Here is a 15,077-nt window from a genome sequence, read left to right as displayed (position 1 = left end):
GGCGGCCCACAAGGCGGGACGTCAGGCGGGGATGTCGCGGATCGTGTCGCCGGGCAGAAAGGTCGGGGTCAGCGCGATGATGCGGTTGTCGGGCGCCGCGTCCTTGCCCGACACCAGCCGCGCGGCGCGCCGCCCGACATCGACGCGCCGCGCATCCGTGGTGGCCAGGCGCATCGGCAGCCCGTCTAGCAGGTCGACCCCGTTGAACCCCGCCAGCCCCAGCCTGCCGGGCACGTCATAGCCGCGGTCGATGCAGTGCAGCAGCCCCCCTGCCCCGATCATGTCGTTCGAGAAATACAGGAAATCCAGGTCCGGCGCGCGCGTCAGGATGCGCTCGGTCAGCTCACGCCCCTTAAGCAGGGACGATCCGCCCTGATAGTACTCGCGCGCCTCCAGCTGGACGCCGGCGGCGGCCAGCCCCTCCTCGAAGCCCAGCAGACGTTTGCGGGCGCGGTGATCCTCGGGCATGTGGGTGCCCACGAAACCGATGCGGCGATAGCCCGCCGCCAGGATACGGTCCGCCATCTCGCGCCCGGCGCGGATATGAGAGATGCCGACCAGCGTGTCGATCCCTTCGCCGTCGACATCCATGATCTCGACCACCGGCAGGCCTGAGTTCTGCAGCATCGCGCGCGCGGCTTTGCTGTGCTCCAGCCCCGCCAGGATCACGCCCGAGGGCCGCCAGGACAGCATGTCGTACAGCACCATCTCCTCGCGCGCGGGGGAATAGTTGGTGACACCGATCACCGGCTGCAGGCCGGTATCGTCCAGTTCCGCCGAAATGCCGCCCAGCACGTCGGGAAAGACCAGGTTCGACAGCGACGGGATGACCACGGCGACCAGGTTGACCCGCTGGCTGGCCAGTCCGCCCGCGATCTTGTTGGGAACATAGCCAAGCGTCTTGGCCGCGGTCAGCACCTTTTCACGCGTGGCCGCCGACACGTCGCCCCGGTTGCGCAGGACCCGGCTGACGGTCATCTCCGAGACGCCCGACGCCTCGGAGACGTCTCTGAGGGTCAGGGGGCGGCGCGGTCGAATGGGCAGCATGGGGCGTTCCGATCTGTGGATGGCCGATGTTAGCGAAGGACAGACCGGCCCACAACCGCCCCTGCCGCCGCTTGCCAAGCGCCCCCCGGTTTGAGTATGCATGCCCGGCAGGCCCCGTGGCTCAACTGGATAGAGCAGCCCCCTCCTAAGGGGCAGGTTACAGGTTCGATTCCTGTCGGGGTCACCAACAATCAATAGGCCTTCTAAGCGCGTTGGGGGTTGCTCTTTGGTTTCTTGAACCAAGTAGCTGCTTGCGCACCGTGTGATCAAGCAAAAGAAGAGGCGCCGAGCTATGTGCCAAGCGCCTCTTCCGACATGTCAAAGTGGTACGGGGTCAGCCAAACATTGGCCATCCACCGCGTTCATCTCGATCAGGCGTCAGGAAGACATTGAAGGTATTACGCGTCTGGAGCGCCTGTCCAGCCGTCACTCTCTCTGAGCGCTCAAGGATCTGCTCGAGCATCTGGTCCAGTACTACAGAGTCGTTCCTATGATCGCCAGAAGCGTTGTTTTCATTTGCCATTATCTGGAGTCCCACCTCGAAGTATCAGCATTGAGCGTAGCCTGCACTGTTGACGTTGACAAGCATTCTGAGCAAGCTCGTACGTCGTGGCGCACAAAGATCTTGTGACCGTTCTTACCAAGAATTCTCCAATCAAAAAGTTCCCTCCCATGCATCCTTTGCCCGACGAAGAACTAGCCTATAAACCCGAATTAATTTTTGGTCTGGTCGGCCCGATCGGGTGCAATATAGATGCGGCGCAAGATGCCCTTGACACCCACCTTACGCGCTTTGGCTATCAAACAAAGCTAGTGCATATTACGAAAGCTGTAGGAGAAGTTATCCCTCAAGCAGCCGAAGTTTCGCAGGGACGATACGAGCAGAAAATCACCGAACTTAACAACATTGTTTCTCTTTCAGGTGAAAAAGATTTTCTGGCAAAGATTGCAGTTCTATTTATTGGTCGGCACAGGCTGGAGCGGAATAAAGAAACCGGATTGGATCCGTCATTGATCGCGGATACTCCAGCAAATGGAACGGCATTTGTTATTAGACAACTGAAGCGATCGCAAGAAATCGAGCTGCTGCGAAAAGTCTACGGGGAGAAATTTATACAAGTCTCCGTCTCTGCCGATGAAGCTGAGCAACTAACCGCAGTGCAAGGCATAATCGGGAAAGAAGATCCATATCTCCCTCAAGACGAGCGCGAACGAAAAGCCCGTAGCCTAATTCACAAGGACAAGAACGAGGCGCAAGAGACCTTTGGCCAGCGCATGCTCGATACATATCACTCCGGCGACGTGTTCGTCGGGGGAAGTGCGACCAAGATACATTCTCAGGTCGGGCGGTTCATCGATGCCTTCTTCGGGTCAAACTACATAAGCCCGACGAAGGACGAATTCGGCGCTTATCTTGCAAAAGCGGCATCTCTTCGAACGCTAGATCTGTCTCGCCAAGTTGGCGCTGCGATCGTTTCCTCGGATGGAGACGTGATCACCTTAGGGTGTAACGAAGTTCCTAAGGCCAACGGAGGGAATTATTGGGGAGAAGACGAAAACCCGCAGCGCGACATTGAGCGCCGGTTCGAATCAAACAAGCTGGAAACCAACCGGATAATTCACGATTTTATCCATGCCCTGTCGAAACACTCTATGGTCCAATGTGATCCCGAAAAGATCCTTGGCACCTCTGAGTTATCTCAACTTCTTAAAGCATCTCCAATTTCGGACTTGACCGAATTTGGCCGGATGACACACGCCGAAATGTCAGCACTGATGGACGCAGCAAGAATTGGGCGCTCCGTGAAAGGTGCAACGATCTATGTTACCACTTTTCCGTGCCACAACTGCGCAAAGCATATCATCGCGTCTGGCATCAAACGGATCGTATACATCGAGCCGTATGCGAAGAGTAAAGCAATTGAATTAAATGGCGACGCCCTTACAACATACACTAAATCAAGTGACCGTGTAATCCTTGAACATTTTCATGGAATTTCCCCTGCGCGGTACAGAGAAATCTTCGACAAACCCAGAAAGAGGCGAGACGAAAACAACAACATAAAGCCATGGCACTTCGACAAGCCGAAGCCGATGGTAAATCAGCTAATTAGCACCCATATAATGATTGAGCCCGGCGCACTGAAGGAATTCAAATTAACTCTTAATAAGGTTAGCGATGGCTTGAGCGCTTCCCGCACTTAACAAGCTGGTCGCGCCCCGAAAGTCACATCTCCAAGGCGCTCGCAGCTGAACGGAGGTACTCAGGCGAGAATCGGGCGTAGGTTGACCGGGTAATTGCCGGATTTGTGTGACCCAAGTACTGCGCGATCTCCTCCATAGGCACCCCTGCCTCGGCCATGAAACGACCAGCAGTCCGTCGCAGATCATGAGGGGTGCAGTGGTCGATCCCTGCCCGCTTTACTGCCGCATTGAAGCCCGTCTTGATCGAGCTAACCTTCCGCCCGCCCCATTCGATCACATAGGCAGAAATTGCCGCCTTGTCTGCAGTCTGAAGGGCCGCCATAAGGGTGTCGTTGATCGGTACCGTGGCCCTGCCCTTGCGCGGTCCGATGTCATTCGTTGCCAGCTTGATCAGTCGGCGATCCAGATCCACACGATCCCATGTCAGTTCCAGAAGCGCGCCGATCCGGCCCGCCGTCGTCAGCATCAGCAGCACCACAAGACGAATGTGGGGATCCCCGCAAGCGGTCAATAGCCGTGCGACCTCGTCGCGGTCCAGATACCGCTCACGCGGTGGCGGCGTCTGCGGCATTTCGATCCGTGGCGCATTGCGGATTAGCTTCGCCTTAACGGCCCATGTCAGAGCTGTCCGGAGGCAGCCAAGCTCCGTCCGGATCGTCGCATCCTTGCGCCCTGCCTGGCGGCGGTTCGCGATGAAGCGCCGGCAGTCCTCGATGCTGATCTGGTCAGGACTGAGGTGCCCGAATACTGGAAGGACGTTCTTGCCTGTCTGGGCCAACTTTGATTCTTGGCGGCGGCCTGCGACCTCTTCCTGATAAGCGGCCCATAGCTGTGAAACGAGGAGGCCCTTAGCGGGTGCCGTCTGCCGCAGGATTAGGTCGCGCGCTTCGCGCTCAGCATCTTTCTGCGTGTGTGCCTCAAGGCGATAACGTCGCCGGCTTCCTCCGTCGTCGTTCCACATGACGACGAACCGGCCCTTGAGTCGTCCGATCCTGTAATCCCGCATTCGTAGTCCTCTACCGCCCTGGCCGTGATGCGCATCATTTTTCCGACTCGGAACGCTGGCAACGTCCCGCTGCGCACCATGGCCCGGACAGTCTCGGCGCTGCAATCCCAACGCTCCGCCAGCAGCTCGGGGGTGTATGGTCTCGCCATCAGCTGGCCTCCTCGAATTTCTCGGACTCGTGTCCCCAGTTCGACCACCCTGCCCGCCTCTGCCGGCTGAACACCTCGATACGCCGCGCGTCGGGCATCAGCTTTTCGGCCGCGGCGAAGGCCTCCTCCGGCTTGCGGCTATGCTCGCGGATCTGGCCCATGATGACGGAACTGGTCGAGCTGGTCGTCTTCGGCGCGCCGCGCGTGCCGATCAGGAACGGCTCGCCAGCACCGCGCAGGATGTAGCCCATACCCATGTTCAGCTTGCCGTTCACGGTCGTCTTCACCCAGTGGCCCGACGTCTTATACTCGAAGCCCCAGGCCTCGATCACTGCCAGGGCCTGAGGCAGCATCGTGTTCAGGCCCCATAGCCACAGCAGGCAGTTTGGCGCGGCCAATGCCGCGACGGGCAGTGCGGCGATCTCGTCGATCGACATGCAGGCGTACTTGGCCTGAGGCGACCGCGTCTCGCCTTTCTCCGACCGCATCTCATACCGCCAAGGCGGGTCGGCCATGATTAGGTCGAAGCCGCCGAAGGGCCTCAAGTTGTTGAACTGGTGCAGGACGGTGGTCATTTCCTGCTGGCCCGTGCCAGCCGTGCTGCATGGTCCAACTTTGCCACGGTCATCACTGCGGGTTTCAGTTCAGGCGCAGCATCGTCGTATTTGACGCCTGACCAGCGGGCGTTCAGCCGTGGCAACAAGGCCTGCGGTATGGCTTCCCAATTTTCCGGGGCGCAGTTCTTCTTATCGCCGTCCAGGCATTTCAGAACGTGCCCCTCCGGGACCGGGCCATTAATCTGCTCCCAAAGATAGCGGTGTTTGTGCACCGGGCGGGTATCGGCGCCCGTCCAAGGGTTTTTCTCGGCCACGATCATGATGACGTAGCCCTCCTTGCTGTCGACGCGTTCGTGACCAGGGCCACGATAATTGTGCGGGAGCTGTCCGGCCTTGAACGTCGTAGCCAGACACTTGGCGCGCACCTCCGGCGACATCGGTTTGCCCTTGTTGAACGGCACCTGTCCCTTGCTGAAGCATCCGGTGCGGCCGGTCATCCAGCGCTTGCGCTTGCACAGGTTCTTGAAGGCGCCGAGGAGCACATCGTTCCGCTGCCAATAGGCACAGAACAGGGCATGCAGTTCGGCGCGCGGCATATCCTTGCGGGCCTCTATCCATGCCAGCTCCTTGGGTAGATAAACAATAGCTCGACCTTTCATGTTTCGGCCCGCCCAATCTGCGGCAGCATGGGCATGATCTGCTGACCATGTTCCGCCCATAGCTTGGCTGCCTTCAACTGCGTGTCCGCATTGCTGATGATGGTGTCGGCCACCGCAACGATCGCCGACGCCCGCTTGGCCTCCTGCTCGATCTGCTCGGCCGTCATATCCTCATCGGACAGACGCTCTAGGGCGGCAAACAGGTGATTGTTGAGATCTCCAAGCTTGTTCTTCATGCCACCAGCTCCTCGCCATCGTAGCCGCGCCCGCCGTCCATAGCGGCCAACTCTTCGTCCATGCTGAATGTCTTCGGTGTGCCCTGCATGACCGGGGTGCCACTGCCGCGCCGTCCGGTAATCCTCCCCATGCTTGCGTGGGTTCCACTCGCCCTCACCCTCGACCTTGACGCCGTGCTATCGATCATCAGGTGTAGCGGGCCGTTGGGGCCACGATATGGGCTATTCACGGCCAGCGTCCTCTGGCTGCGCAATAGCGTGCCGAACTCCGGCATAGCTCAATTAGAACCCATGAGATGCAACAGGCTCTAGAAGAAGCCACTCGCCAAGATCACTCGGACCAGTGTCGTTTCGATGGCTCGATCTGCCGTAATGCCATGCCGAACAGATCCTTCATCATCAGACAAGTATGGATGACGGTATCGTCGTAGACCTATTGGCGGTCACACTTGCCTGATGGCGCGGCATTCCGGTTCACCTCGGGGTCGAACCAGATCGTCGCGAACTAGGGCGCTTGGGCGCTTCATTGCAGGCCGGCCAGTTCCTGGTCCTGTAAACTGGGGGTGTCGGATTGCTCATGTAGCCCAGTTACCAAGCTGGGTTCATAAGATAAATCCCTTGCAGAATTTGTGTAGCAGAGCCGGCGGAAGCGACACATTTCACCGCGGCTCAAGATACAATAAATAAAACAGAAATCTTTATTATGCAGTATACGCACGAAAGCAAAGCCTGATTTCCAATCCACAGCGACAAGGAGGAAACGTAAGTCTAACGGTCGACATGGCGCCACACATTACCATCAAGCTGAGGAACCCCTTAAGTAGCACGCACCAACATAATCCATGACAAAACCATGCATAAATCATTATACTTAGATAGATTAGCAGCGCCAACTCAGATATTAAACATTGCGTCGCTCAGTTAGATAAGCATGGCTTTTAAATTCAAGATGCTTAAAAAGAAAATCGCACCAGGAATAATTATTAATTACTTAAAATGAGATCAATATTTCTAAAAATTTATTGACAAGCAAAGCCGCAATGATCAGAAATTCTATAAAAATATACCTAGACTGGCGCCAGCCCTTTTTACAGCTGAACATATAAGTAAGAACCAAAAAAATTTAGTGAGTCCCGTTTACCATTTAAAAACTGTTATTTTTGATCCTATCGCCTGGCCTGTTGCCGTCATACAATTACCTTACACACAAGTTCCCTTTGAATGTATTGCACAGTATATTTTAGCAGGGCTTAATGTACGCCGGCATAGCATGATCAGGGATGCCGAACCTTGGGTAGGGGGATCACGACTATCCGGTCGCGCTGATCCTCCGCTACAAGCGCTGCAACCTTTGCGCGGACCGTGCGATAGGCGCTGTTGTGCTGATAGGACGACAGCGCGTCATCGATCAGGCGCAATTCATCCTCGGTAAACAGTCGGGCCAACGATATCTCTCCAGCTGCTGCGTCAAATTACGTGGCGGGGTGTAAAGGATCGATCATTAACAATTTGCACGGAATGCATTCACCACGCTTCGACGGATGCCGGCAAGTAAGGTATCTGTGACCCTGCAACATCTTGCGCATCACACGAAAAGGCGCTTCCCCCTGCGGCGTCAGGCGGACGGCGTGAAGCGGCGCATTGTCAGTTCGATGACCTCCTCGTCATCGGGAAGCGGGATCGCGCTTTCCAGCATCACCTTCTGCATCTTGCCGCCGATCTCGATCAGGCCTTCGGCATATTGTGCCAGCTGATCCTGCGTCATCTTGGTCGTGGTGCGGATCCGGATATAATCGCCACCGGTATCGACGATCTCTCCCGAAAGTTCGGGGCCGTCTTCCAGGGTCAGTGTTGCATGGGTCATCGTTAACTCCTTGTCGGCCTGCTTATGTGCAGCCCTCATCCGAACGCGCGATGGCGGGAATGGGTCCGCGATCCGCCCGGCAGGTACCGCAACGTTCGCTTGGCCGTGCGGAGGCTGGCGCGACGCGCGACCGTACAGCGCCCGGTCCTCGCCTTGACCGCTGCGGATCCGTTGCCGGCAAACCGGCACATGCAACGCCCGCATGGTTAAGGAAGTATTACCGCAAAGGCTGTGTAACGAGCCCTGCAAACAGCGCAGATCGGAGACGTCACCATGCCGACCGGAAAGATCGCGGCCCGCCTCGGGGTCATCAACAGCGAAAGCTCCCGCCCATTCGTCAACGCGTTCAAGCAGGCCTGGTCGTGGCAGTCGGACCGGGGCGGCCTGCAATGGGACGCGCTGGTGGCCGCCGGGCACATGACTGCCGGTGGGCGGCTGATCTCGATCCCGCCGAACTCGGGGGGCTTCCGGACCCGCGTCTTCCACAACATGCCGGCCCAGGCCGGCGGGACCGGTCGCTGGCGCCTGCGCTGGCAGGGGACCTGCACGATCGACGTCATCGGCGGCACGAACATCAACCGGTCCCTGCCGAACGAAATCTATTTCGACTTCACCGCGAACGGGTCCAGTTGGGTCGACATCATCGTCCGGACCATTGACCCTGCCGGCGGGCAGATCCGCAACATCCGCCTGAACCACCGGGACGACTGGCCCGACGCCGACCGCGGCGCGATCTTTCGCAGCCAGTATCTGGACACGGTGCGCGGCTTTGGCGCGCTGCGGTTCGACGAATGGGTCGGCATCCTGACCAGCGCGGACCAGGGTGGTCTGCGGATCACCAACTGGGCCAGCCGCGCCCTGCCGACCGACGAGATCTTCCACCGCTTCGTGCCCTACGAGTGGATGGCCGCGCTGTGCAACCAAGTCGGCGCGGACATGTGGCTGTGCCTTCCGACCGCGGCCACCGATGATCATTTCCGCCAGTGTGCCACGCTGATCCGGACGCTGATGCCCGCGCCGCGGCACGTCTATGTCGAATACAGCACCAAGACCTGGGACTTTTCTGGCACGCCCCAAGCGCATTACTGCGCCGAGCAGGGCCGCTTGGCCTTTGGCACCGCCACGGGATCCGAGTTCCGCAACTGGTACGGCATGCGCGCCACCCAGATGGCGCAGGCCTGGCGCGCCGTCTGGGGCAACGACACCCGGCTGCACACCGTGGTCCAGCACCAGGCCGATTGGGTCGGCGGCGAGGCCGACATCCTGGTCGCCCCGCTGTGGCGGGACCGCAGCGGGACACGGGGGCTGCCGACCTATGTCGCGCCGCATTCGGTGATCGACATGCTGACCGTGCATGCCCAGGTCGACGGCGGCATGGCCTATGGCGCGCGCGTGGCCCAGATCGACGGCTGGCGCACGACCCTGTCGCAAAGCGCGGCGTTCGACCGGATGCGCGACCAGATGCTGACGGGCGCGAACTGGGCGGCCGATCGTACCGTCAGGGCGCTGACCCCCAAGTGGCGGCATTACCGCACCGAGGCGACGAAGTATGGCATGGAACTGGGCGCCTACGAGGTCGGCAACCATCTGAACGGCGTCGGAGGCACCACCGCCACGCGGGCGTTCCTGCATGCGTTCTCGGTCAGTGCACAGATGGGCGCGGTCTATGCCGCCACCATCACCGCGCTGCGGACCCAAGGGTTCGACGGGCCGATGGCGATGTCGGTCGAATGCCGGTTGCCGGACGCGAATGTCTGCCACGGCCTGCAGCGCTGGCTGGGCGACCGCAACCCGGCCTGGACCGCGGTCGCGGCGCTGATGGAACCAGTGGTGGTCCCGACGCCCACTCCTACTCCTACTCCCACTCCGGCACCGACACCCACGCCGACTCCTACTCCTACTCCTACTCCTACTCCTACGCCGACCCCGGCGCCTACACCCACTCCAACCCCGACGCCGACACCAACGCCAACTCCTACTCCAACGCCAACGCCGACCCCGACGCCTAATCCCACCCCGACTCCGACGCCCCAGGAACCGAACATGAGCGATCGCAAGAAACTGACCGACGTCTTGGCGGCCCTGCAGGCCACGACCACGGACCTGCAAGCCTATCTGGCTGCGCAGCCGGCCGTGACGCCCGCGCCCGTTCAGCCGGCACCGGTTACGCCCGCACCGGTCACGCCGACGCCCACCCCCGCGCCGACCCCAGCACAACCCGCGCCCGTCACCCCGGCTCCTGAGCCGGTCCAGCCTGCACCCGTGCAGCCGGCACCTGTCCAGCCCGCGCCGGTCGCGCCGCTGCTGCCCACGGGCTATCGCGCCGTACAGGACTTTACCATCGACCGCTCGCTGTCCTTTGACTGGAGCAGCGCGGGGGGCATCAACATCTTCCTGCCGAACTGGGCCGGGGGCGACCGGGGCAACGGCGTGGGCGGCAGCCTGGGCACGCCGGCCCGCGTCACCTACAACACCGACAAATCCGTCTCGATCAGCGCAGCGATGGAGGGTGGCCAGTGGCGGAACGGTGCGATGCAACTGAACCGCCCGTCCGCTGCCATCGGCAAGTGGGGCGCGGTGGTCACCAGCCATACCAGCAGCGCCGTCAATGCCTTCTTCACCCACGCGGACAACGGCAAGGAGCTTGATTTTGAACTGGTCAAGCGCAACGGCGTGATCGGATGGGCGCCGGCAGTCCACATGCCCCGCACCGGGGGGGGCCGTGCATCGTCCGACCGCCGCACGCTGGCACTGGGCGAGTTCAAGCCGGGCGTGCCTCAGCGCCTGGAGTTCGAGCTGTTCGCCGACCGCTGCGTGTTCTCGATCGACGGCAAGGTGTTCGAGACGGTGCGCCATGCCGACATGGCGTCCGGCTTCATCTGGGACCTCACGACGAGAATGGCGACGCTGACGACGATCGAACGTCATGCCGCCTGGGCCGGCTGGACCACCGAGGACTATGCCCGCGAAAGCCGGATGACCATCCACGGCTTTGCCCTGCCCACGATGCCCTGACGGTCAGACGCCAAGGAATGAACCATGCCCCGCCATCGTGCGGGGCATGGTCTATTGCATGGGATGGGTCCGAATCCGGTGTCAGGCCGCCGCAGGCAGGGCGTCCGCCCGCGACAGGCGCGGGGCGACCGGGTTCGCGGCATGGTGATCGACCAGATGCGGAAAGTCCTTGGCCAGCTTCAGATCCTTGGTCATCTGCAGACTTTCCGCGACCAGCACGGTCCCGGCATCATCGGCCTTGACCGAGAGCCAGCTGTGATCCTCGACCAGGATATGGAAATAGCTGCGGCCGTCGATCAGACCGCGTTTGCTGCTGATCGCGCCGGCCTCGACGTTGAAGCCGTCGACCTGCACGCCATGATTGGCCGAAAGACGGACGCCGGCGACGATGCTGGGCCGGTCGCGGAACTGCGTCGGCTGCCATGATCCGACCGACAGGACGCGCTGCGGCCCCTTGGAGGTGGTGACGATGTCGCCGGCCTGGATGGTCTCGACCTTGACCCATGCGTTGTCCGCCAGGATCAGCGTGCCTTCGCAAAAGCACGGACCGCCGATGTTCTGCGGCGGGTTGGACCCAACATCGTCGCCGCCGCGCGTCCCCAGATACAGCAGCGCAAGCGGGATCAGCGCCAGCCAGTAATTGGGCGCATTGCCAACGGCCGCGACGGGCGTGGCGGCGGGGGTGAATTCCACGATGGGCGCCACGTAACCGCCTGCATAGGCCGCAACGGAACTGCCGAAGGCCGCGACACCGGCCGTCAGCGCCTGAAGCAGGCGACGGGACGATTTTGCAGAGCCCTGGGAAATGCGGTCGTCACGGCCGAAGCGGTTGCCTTTGGCCGGCGCGGTGCGCTTATCGCTGATACGCATACTGTGCGATCCAATTCACTTGTGACTGATTGTCGCGCAAGATGAACGCCCTCTGCTGCCGATAAAAGCGGCAAATTGAGGCGAGAATTGGGCGGTAACGCAATTCAGGGTTTAGTTAAGTTTTATTACAGTGGGTTGAATATTCAGATGCCTGTCCAATTATACAGGTGTTTCCGTTTCCCGGAAACGCACGCGTTCGGGTGTTTATGCCGAGGCGCCCCACATTCAGCCAAAGCACGATACTGCGCGGCAATTTCCTTCGGAATCAGTCGACATCGCGGTCTTGCTGCGCTGACCGCCCCTGGCCCACGACTGTCCGGTGGTTGTCAGCGCCTATTCCAATGGCAGGCGCCGATAGCGACTGGCAGGCGGAAGGAATGAAATCAGAACGACATTGGATGACGCTCAAATTTGCCAATGAACAGCGCACACCTTTTAGAATGAGCATCAGCCACGACAGTACCAAGATGATGATCCGCAATTCACCGACAATTACGGTGCAGGTATCGGCAGTATAATATGTTCGGATTGTATTTAGCGCGCATCGCTTGTCAGGCATTGCGCCTGGCATTGGTGCGGGACGCACCATTCGATGCCGTCAACGCGAACGGGCCCGGCCGTGGCCGGACCCGTTCGGATCGTAGGGTGGATGGGTCAGGGACGCGCCTTGACGACCTGCAGCAGGGGCATGACGTCGGACATGTCCGGGCCATGCGCCTGGCCGGTCACGGCCTTGCGCAGCGGCATGAACAGGCCCTTGCCCTTGCGGCCCGTGGCCTCCTTGACCGCGGCGGTCCATTCGCCCCAGGTCGCGTCTGTGAAGGGGCCCGCAGGCAGCAGGGTCATGGCCTGCGCGATGAAGTCGGCATCCTCGGGGTCGATCTGGGGTTCCGCACCCTCGCTGAAGATCCGCCACCAGTCGCCCAGGTCGTCCAGGCGCGTGATGTTCTGGGACGCCACGCGCCAGAAGCGTTCGGCCTGATCGTCCGGCACGCCCAGGGCCGCGATGCGGTCGGCCACCGCCGCGAAGGGCAGCGCCTGGTTGCGTTCGCGCGTCAGCGGCCACAGATCGTCGGCATCGAACTTGGTGGGCGATGCGCCGAACTGGCCCAGATCGAAGGCCTCTGCCAACTCGTCCAGCGAGGCCAGCGCGACCGGCACGCCCGAACCCAACCGCGCCATCAGCGCGATCAGCGCCTCGGGGGCCACGCCCGCCTCGCGCAGGTCCTTGAGCGACAGGGCGCCGATGCGCTTGGACAGCTCCTCGCCCTTGGCGCCGGTCAGCAGGCTGTGATGGGCAAAGGCCGGGGGCGTGCCGCCGATGGACTGGATGATCTGGATCTGGGTGGCGGTGTTGGTCACATGGTCCGACCCGCGCACGATATGGGTCACGCCCATGTCGGTGTCGTCCACGCTGCTGGCAAAGGTGTACAGCACCTGGCCGTCGGCCCGGATCAGCACCGGATCGCTGACGGATGCGGCGTCGATCGAGATGTCGCCCAGGATGCCGTCCGTCCATTCGATCCGGTTCTGGTCCAGCAGGAAGCGCCAGTACCCCTCGCGCCCCTCGGACCGCAGGCGATCCTTGTCGGCCTCCGACAGCGACAGACCGGTGCGGTCATAGACCGGCGGCTTGCCCATGTTCAAAAGCTTCTTTCGCTTCAGGTCCAGCTCGACCGGGGTCTCGAAGACTTCGTAGAGGCGGCCCGAGGCGCGCAGCGCATCGGCCTCGGCGCGATAGCGGTCCATGCGCAGGGACTGACGCTCGACCCGGTCCCAGTGCAGGCCCAACCATTCCAGGTCGCGCTGGATGCCGTCGACATATTCCTGCTTGCTGCGTTCCTGGTCTGTGTCGTCCAGGCGCAGGATGAAGGTGCCGCCGGCCTTGCGGGCGATCAGATAGTTGAACAGCGCGGTGCGCAGGTTGCCGACGTGGATATGGCCGGTGGGCGAGGGCGCGAAACGGGTGATGGTCATGGGGCGTCTCCTGTTGCTGTTGCTCTTTCACAGCCGGGCATTTTTGTCCATATCGGGGGGACCATGCAGGAGGCGCTGGAATGAGTGACTGGAACGGCCGCACGGCCCCCGACGCGGCCGAGATCGAGGCCATGGCCCGGCACGCCATGACCACCCTGCCCCCCGAATTCCGCGAAGCCGCGGCCCAGGTCGCCATCCGCGTCGCCGAATTCGCCCCCGAGGACGTGCTGGACGAGCTGCAGATCGACGATGCGTTCGACCTGACCGGCATCTATGACGGCATCCCCGTGACCGAGAAATCGATCAGCGACCAGCCGGGCGGGCCGGACATCATCTGGCTGTACCGCCGCCCGATCATGGACGAATGGGCGTCGCGCGGTGACGTGACCCTGGGCGATCTGGTCACCCATATCGTCACGCACGAGATGGCGCATCATTTCGGCTGGTCCGACGACGACATCGCCACCATAGACCGCTGGTGGGAATGAGATGAGCGGTCAGGCCCCCATCCTGACCGTCACGCTGAACCCGGCGCTGGACCTGTCGACCGCCGCCGACAGCGTCGTGCCCGACCTCAAGCTGCGCTGCGACAAGCCGGTCGTCGATCCGGGCGGCGGCGGCATCAATGTCAGCCGGGCGATCAAGATCATCGGCGGCCAATCCACCGCGATGGTGGCCCTGGGCGGCGCGACGGGCCAGCGCATGGCCGACATGCTGAAGGCGGCGGGGCTCAAGGTGCTGCGCCTGACGGCGCCGGGCGAAACCCGCCAGTCGCTGGCCGTCACCGACCGCGCGACGGGCGGGCAGTACCGGTTCGTCATGCCCGGCCCCGAATGGCACATGACCCAGCTGGCCAGCACCATCGCCGCCATCGCCGAGGCCGCGCTGGCCGGGGGCTGGGTGGTCGTGTCGGGGTCGAACCCGCCGGGCATCGCGCCGGGGTTCGAACAGATGCTGACCGTCAGGCTCAAGGACGGGCGGGCGCGGCTGCTGGTGGACACCTCGGGGGACGCGTTGCGCGCCCTGGCGGGGTCGTCCATTCCCGTCGACGTGCTGCGCATGGACAGCCATGAGGCCGAGGGCCTGGCGGGCCGCCCCCTGCCCCTGCGCAGCGACAGCGCCGAATTCGCGGCGGGCCTGGTGCGCAACGGGGCGGCGAAATCGGTGATCGTGGCGCGCGGCGCGGACGGGTCGGTCATCGCCGGACCCGACGGCGCCTGGCATGCCGCAGCGGCGCCGGTGCGCGTGGTCAGCGCCGTGGGCGCGGGCGACAGCTTCGTCGCGGGCTTCGTGCTGGCTGCGGCGCGCGACTGGCCCATGCAGGAGGCGCTGGCCCTTGGCGCGGCGGCCGCCTCGGCGGCGGTCATGACGCCCGCGACCGAATTGTGCAACGCCGCCGACGTCCGCCATTTCTATTCACAGCGTGTGGTGACGCGGCTGTAACAAAAGAGGCCGCCCAAACGGGCGGCCCTGATCGTCGATGCGCGCAGGT

14 protein-coding genes, 1 tRNA gene and 1 pseudogene are annotated in these 15,077 nt (G+C 61.9%); 5 read left to right on the top strand and 11 right to left on the bottom strand.

The features are described 5' to 3' along the window. Nucleotides 1-21: 21 nt before the first annotated feature. Nucleotides 22-1,047, bottom strand: a complete 1,026-nt coding sequence (locus tag SY26_RS07610; RefSeq protein ID WP_045981069.1) for a LacI family DNA-binding transcriptional regulator — start codon at nucleotides 1,045-1,047, stop codon at nucleotides 22-24. Nucleotides 1,048-1,157: 110 nt separating this feature from the next. Between SY26_RS07610 and SY26_RS07605 the strand changes: the two genes are divergently transcribed. Both SY26_RS07605 and SY26_RS20460 read left to right on the top strand, forming a co-directional pair. Next, nucleotides 1,158-1,234 (top strand) — tRNA-Arg (locus tag SY26_RS07605). A gap of 440 nt (nucleotides 1,235-1,674) precedes the next feature. Further along, on the top strand, nucleotides 1,675-3,252 hold the full coding sequence (locus SY26_RS20460) for an anti-phage dCTP deaminase (RefSeq protein ID WP_157020445.1): 1,578 nt from the start codon (nucleotides 1,675-1,677) through the stop codon (nucleotides 3,250-3,252). A gap of 22 nt (nucleotides 3,253-3,274) precedes the next feature. On the opposite strand, the gene SY26_RS07595 is transcribed toward SY26_RS20460, so the two are convergent. The 8 genes and pseudogenes from SY26_RS07595 to SY26_RS07570 all read right to left on the bottom strand — a co-directional run bounded on the left by SY26_RS07595 (nucleotide 3,275) and on the right by SY26_RS07570 (nucleotide 7,723). Beyond that, nucleotides 3,275-4,213 (bottom strand): tyrosine-type recombinase/integrase, encoded by a 939-nt coding sequence (locus tag SY26_RS07595; RefSeq protein ID WP_369799412.1) that lies wholly within the window; start codon nucleotides 4,211-4,213, stop codon nucleotides 3,275-3,277. Beyond that, nucleotides 4,126-4,407, bottom strand: coding sequence for a helix-turn-helix domain-containing protein (locus SY26_RS22170; RefSeq protein ID WP_084693757.1), 282 nt, complete (start codon nucleotides 4,405-4,407; stop codon nucleotides 4,126-4,128). The genes SY26_RS07595 and SY26_RS22170 overlap by 88 nt, the downstream gene beginning before the upstream one ends. Beyond that, the gene (locus SY26_RS07590; protein WP_045999994.1) at nucleotides 4,407-4,982 is read right to left on the bottom strand and encodes an MT-A70 family methyltransferase; all 576 of its coding nucleotides are present in this window, start codon (nucleotides 4,980-4,982) and stop codon (nucleotides 4,407-4,409) included. The genes SY26_RS22170 and SY26_RS07590 overlap by 1 nt, the downstream gene beginning before the upstream one ends. Further along, nucleotides 4,979-5,623: an HNH endonuclease signature motif containing protein gene (locus SY26_RS07585; protein WP_045999993.1), complete on the bottom strand. Its 645-nt coding sequence runs from the start codon at nucleotides 5,621-5,623 to the stop codon at nucleotides 4,979-4,981. Before SY26_RS07585 ends, SY26_RS07590 begins: the two co-directional genes overlap by 4 nt. After that, on the bottom strand, nucleotides 5,620-5,859 hold the full coding sequence (locus tag SY26_RS07580; protein WP_046000324.1) for a hypothetical protein: 240 nt from the start codon (nucleotides 5,857-5,859) through the stop codon (nucleotides 5,620-5,622). The genes SY26_RS07585 and SY26_RS07580 overlap by 4 nt, the downstream gene beginning before the upstream one ends. Nucleotides 5,860-5,931: 72 nt before the next feature. After that, a pseudogene (locus tag SY26_RS21865) lies at nucleotides 5,932-6,438 on the bottom strand (transposase); the annotation flags it as partial. 695 nt (nucleotides 6,439-7,133) lie between these two features. Beyond that, nucleotides 7,134-7,304, bottom strand: a complete 171-nt coding sequence (locus tag SY26_RS21060; RefSeq protein WP_157001307.1) for a hypothetical protein — start codon at nucleotides 7,302-7,304, stop codon at nucleotides 7,134-7,136. A 170-nt stretch (nucleotides 7,305-7,474) separates the two neighbouring features. Beyond that, a complete protein-coding gene (locus tag SY26_RS07570; RefSeq protein WP_045999992.1) occupies nucleotides 7,475-7,723 on the bottom strand; it encodes a hypothetical protein in 249 nt (82 codons plus the stop codon). Between the two features lie 273 nt (nucleotides 7,724-7,996). Here SY26_RS07570 and SY26_RS21585 point away from each other — a divergent pair, with 273 nt between their 5' ends. Next, complete coding sequence (locus SY26_RS21585; protein WP_045999991.1) at nucleotides 7,997-10,738, top strand: hypothetical protein; 2,742 nt, start codon at nucleotides 7,997-7,999, stop codon at nucleotides 10,736-10,738. An 81-nt stretch (nucleotides 10,739-10,819) separates the two neighbouring features. Here the strand turns inward: SY26_RS21585 and SY26_RS07560 are convergent, their stop codons facing one another. Together SY26_RS07560 and gltX are read right to left on the bottom strand one after the other, a co-directional pair. Next, nucleotides 10,820-11,608, bottom strand: a complete 789-nt coding sequence (locus SY26_RS07560) for a Hint domain-containing protein (RefSeq protein ID WP_045999990.1) — start codon at nucleotides 11,606-11,608, stop codon at nucleotides 10,820-10,822. A 654-nt stretch (nucleotides 11,609-12,262) separates the two neighbouring features. Next, nucleotides 12,263-13,585 (bottom strand): glutamate--tRNA ligase, encoded by a 1,323-nt coding sequence (gene gltX / locus SY26_RS07555; RefSeq protein ID WP_045999989.1) that lies wholly within the window; start codon nucleotides 13,583-13,585, stop codon nucleotides 12,263-12,265. Between the two features lie 80 nt (nucleotides 13,586-13,665). On the opposite strand from gltX, the gene SY26_RS07550 reads away from it, so the two are divergent. Together SY26_RS07550 and SY26_RS07545 are read left to right on the top strand one after the other, a co-directional pair. Beyond that, nucleotides 13,666-14,073: a metallopeptidase family protein gene (locus SY26_RS07550; protein WP_045981063.1), complete on the top strand. Its 408-nt coding sequence runs from the start codon at nucleotides 13,666-13,668 to the stop codon at nucleotides 14,071-14,073. Between the two features lies 1 nt (nucleotide 14,074). Beyond that, nucleotides 14,075-15,028 carry a 1-phosphofructokinase family hexose kinase gene (locus tag SY26_RS07545; RefSeq protein ID WP_045999988.1) on the top strand — a complete coding sequence of 318 codons (954 nt, stop codon included), beginning with the start codon at nucleotides 14,075-14,077 and terminating at the stop codon, nucleotides 15,026-15,028. Nucleotides 15,029-15,077 lie beyond the last annotated feature (49 nt).

The organism is Paracoccus sp. 228 (assembly GCF_000967825.1).
Taxonomy (GTDB): Bacteria; Pseudomonadota; Alphaproteobacteria; order Rhodobacterales; family Rhodobacteraceae; genus Paracoccus; species Paracoccus marcusii.
This window is presented reverse-complemented; position numbering and strand designations above follow the sequence as displayed.